Raw genomic sequence first — 2860 nt, 5'->3', positions numbered from 1 at the left:
GCACTCAATTCCTATGTCACTACCTTTGTCGCGCGCCTCTGGTCCCCCCCCCCCCCCCCCCCCCCCCCCCCCCCCCCCCCCCCCCCCCCCCGCCGGGCCGGTGCTACCAGGCGACGGGCAGGGAGGTCACGCCGTGGATCAGCCGGCCGGCGGACCGGGGCACCTGGTCGGCCGGGATGTCCAGGCGGAGCGTGGGGAACCTGCGCAGCAGGCTGCCGAGGGCGATCTCCAGCTCCAGCCGGGCCAGTCCGGCGCCGAGGCAGTAGTGGATGCCGTAGCCGAAGGTCAGGTGCTGGGCGCCGGGGACGCGGGCGACGTCGAGGGTGTCGGCGTCGGTGTACTGGGCGGCGTCGCGGTTGGCCGAGGCCAGGGAGGCGAGGACGGCGGTGCCCGCGGGCACCGGGGTGTCGCCCAGTTTCACGTCCTCGGTGGCGATGCGCAGGGTCGCCTCGTCGCCCGGCGGGACGAACCGCAGCAGTTCCTCGACGGCGGCCGGGACGGCGGCGGGGTCCTGGCGGACGGCCGCCAGCTGGTCGGGGTGGGTCAGCAGCGCGAGGACGCTGTTGCCGATCTGGTTGGTGGTGGTCTCGTGTCCGGCGATGAGGAGGGTGATCGCCAGGTGCAGCAGTTCCTCCTCGTCGAGCCGTTCGGCGTCGGCCTCGTGGATCGACACCAGGGCGGACAGCAGGTCGTCGCCGGGGTGGCGCCGCTTGGCGGCGATGAGCCCGCCGAGGTAGCCGGCGAGGCCGTTGTGGGCGGCGACGATCCGCTCGACGGGCAGGGAGACGGTGGACAGGACGGTGCCGGACCACTCGGCGATCTGCTCGCGTTCGTCCAGCGGGACCCCGAGGAGTTCGCAGATGACGGTCACCGGCAGCGGGAAGGCGAGCGCGGGGACGAGATCGGCCGGGGAGCCGGTGCGCTCCATGGCGTCCAGCAGTTCGTCGGTGCGGGCCTGGATGCGCGGGCGCAGCGCCGCCACCCGGCGGGCGGTGAACTCCCGGGAGACCAGCCGGCGCACCCGGGTGTGCTCCGGCGGGTCCATGGTGAGCAGGTTCTTGGCGTTCTGCGGTTCGGTGCCGATGCGGGGGGCGCCGGGGCGGGCGGTGGCGGCCCGGCTGAACCGGGTGTCGGACAGCACCGTGCGCACCGATTCGTAGTCGGTGACCATCAGGGCCCGGTCCCCGCTGGGCATGCGGATGCCAAAGACCGGGCAGGTCTCGCGCAGCCGCCGGTACTCGGGGGCCGGTTCCAGCGCGGTGGGCCGCTCGAAGGGGTAGGCGAGGGGGGCGTTGTCGACCGTGTCGTCGGTCACGTGCGGAGTGCCAATCTGTGGGGGCCTGCGGGTGGGGGTCAGGCGGTGCGGAAACGGTTGATGGCCGGCTCGTGCCGCTCGCGCAGCGCGGGGTCGGTGACGCCCAGGCCCTCGCGCGGGGCGAGGCAGAGCACTCCGACCTTGCCGTGGTGGAGGTTGCGGTGGACGTCGCCGACGGCCTGGCCGACGCCGTCGAGCGGGTAGGTGCGCGACAGCGTGGGGTGGATGCGGCCCTTGACGACGAGCCGGTTGGCCTCCCACGCCTCGCGGTAGTTGGCGAAGTGCGAGCCGATGATCCGCTTCAGGTGCATCCAGAGGTAGCGGTTGTCGAACTCGTGCCGGTAGCCGGAGGTGGAGGCGCAGGTCACGATGGTGCCGCCGCGCCGGGCGACGTAGACGGAGGCGCCGAAGGTCTCGCGGCCCGGGTGCTCGAAGACGATGTCCACGTCCTCGCCGCCGGTCAGCTCGCGGATCCGGCTGCCCAGCCGCTTCCACTCGCGGGGGTCCTGGGTGTCCTCGTCGCGCCAGAAGCGGTAGTCCTCCGCGTTCCGGTCGATGATCGCCTCGACGCCCATGGCGCGGCAGATCTCCGCCTTCTGCGGGCTGGAGACCACGCAGATCGGCAGCGCGCCCCCCGCCAGCGCGTACTGGGTGGCGTAGGAGCCGAGTCCGCCGCCGGCGCCCCAGATCAGCACGGTGTCGCCGACCTTCATGCCGGCGCCGTTGCGGGAGACGAGCTGGCGGTAGGCGGTGGAGTTGACCAGGCCGGGCGCGGCGGCCTCCTCCCAGGTCAGGTGGGCGGCCTTGGGCATGAGCTGGTTGGCCTTCACCAGCGCGAGCTGGGCCAGTCCGCCGTAGTTGGTCTCGAAGCCCCAGATCCGCTGCTCGGGGTCGAGCATGGTGTCGTCGTGGCCGGCCGCGTCCTCCAGTTCGACGGACAGGCAGTGGGCCACCACGCGGTCGCCGGGGTGCCAGCGGCGCACTCCGGGTCCGGTGCGCAGGACCACGCCGGACAGGTCGGAGCCGATCACGTGGTAGGGCTGGTCGTGCCGGGCGGCGGGGCCGCCGGTGCGGGCGTAGCGTTCGAGGAACGCGAAGGTCGGCACGGGCGAGAACAGCGCGCTCCACACCGTGTTGTAGTTGACGGAGCTGGCCATGACGGCGATCAGTGCCTCGCCGGGGCCGGGCTCGGGGGTGGGTACGTCGCTGATGTGCAGGGCCTTGGCGGGTTCCCGGTCGGCGACCGGAATGCCGTCGAACATGTGCTGCTCGTCCTTGAACAGCACGGCGGCCCGGTAGGACTCCGGTACCGGCAGGGCGGCGAAGTCGCGGGTCTCGGCGTCCGGCGACTCGATCGCGGCCACCAGGTCGGCTGTCACCACTCAACTCCCGTGTGTATAGATGGCGTTCGGTCGTGCCGGGTGGCGGCCCGGGCGGGCCGCCACCGGGGGGGGGGGGGTACTGGTTGGGCTTCCCGGGCAGGTCGGTCCGCCCCCGCACCCCCAAGCCCGGGCGCCAACGCAGTTCGGCGGCCGGGAGACCGGA

At 73.3% G+C, this 2860-nt stretch carries 2 protein-coding genes; both read right to left on the bottom strand.

Translation table 11 applies throughout. The features are described from left to right. Positions 1-103 precede the first annotated feature (103 nt). Positions 104-1315 carry a cytochrome P450 gene (locus ACZ4W9_RS22295; protein WP_467938428.1) on the bottom strand — a complete coding sequence of 404 codons (1212 nt, stop codon included), beginning with the start codon at positions 1313-1315 and terminating at the stop codon, positions 104-106. A gap of 38 nt (positions 1316-1353) precedes the next feature. Next, the gene (ccrA, locus tag ACZ4W9_RS22290) at positions 1354-2694 is read right to left on the bottom strand and encodes a crotonyl-CoA carboxylase/reductase (protein WP_467938426.1); all 1341 of its coding nucleotides are present in this window, start codon (positions 2692-2694) and stop codon (positions 1354-1356) included. Between the last annotated feature and the right edge of the window lie 166 nt (positions 2695-2860).

This window comes from Streptomyces sp. NPDC029296, assembly GCF_055569255.1.
This window is presented reverse-complemented; position numbering and strand designations above follow the sequence as displayed.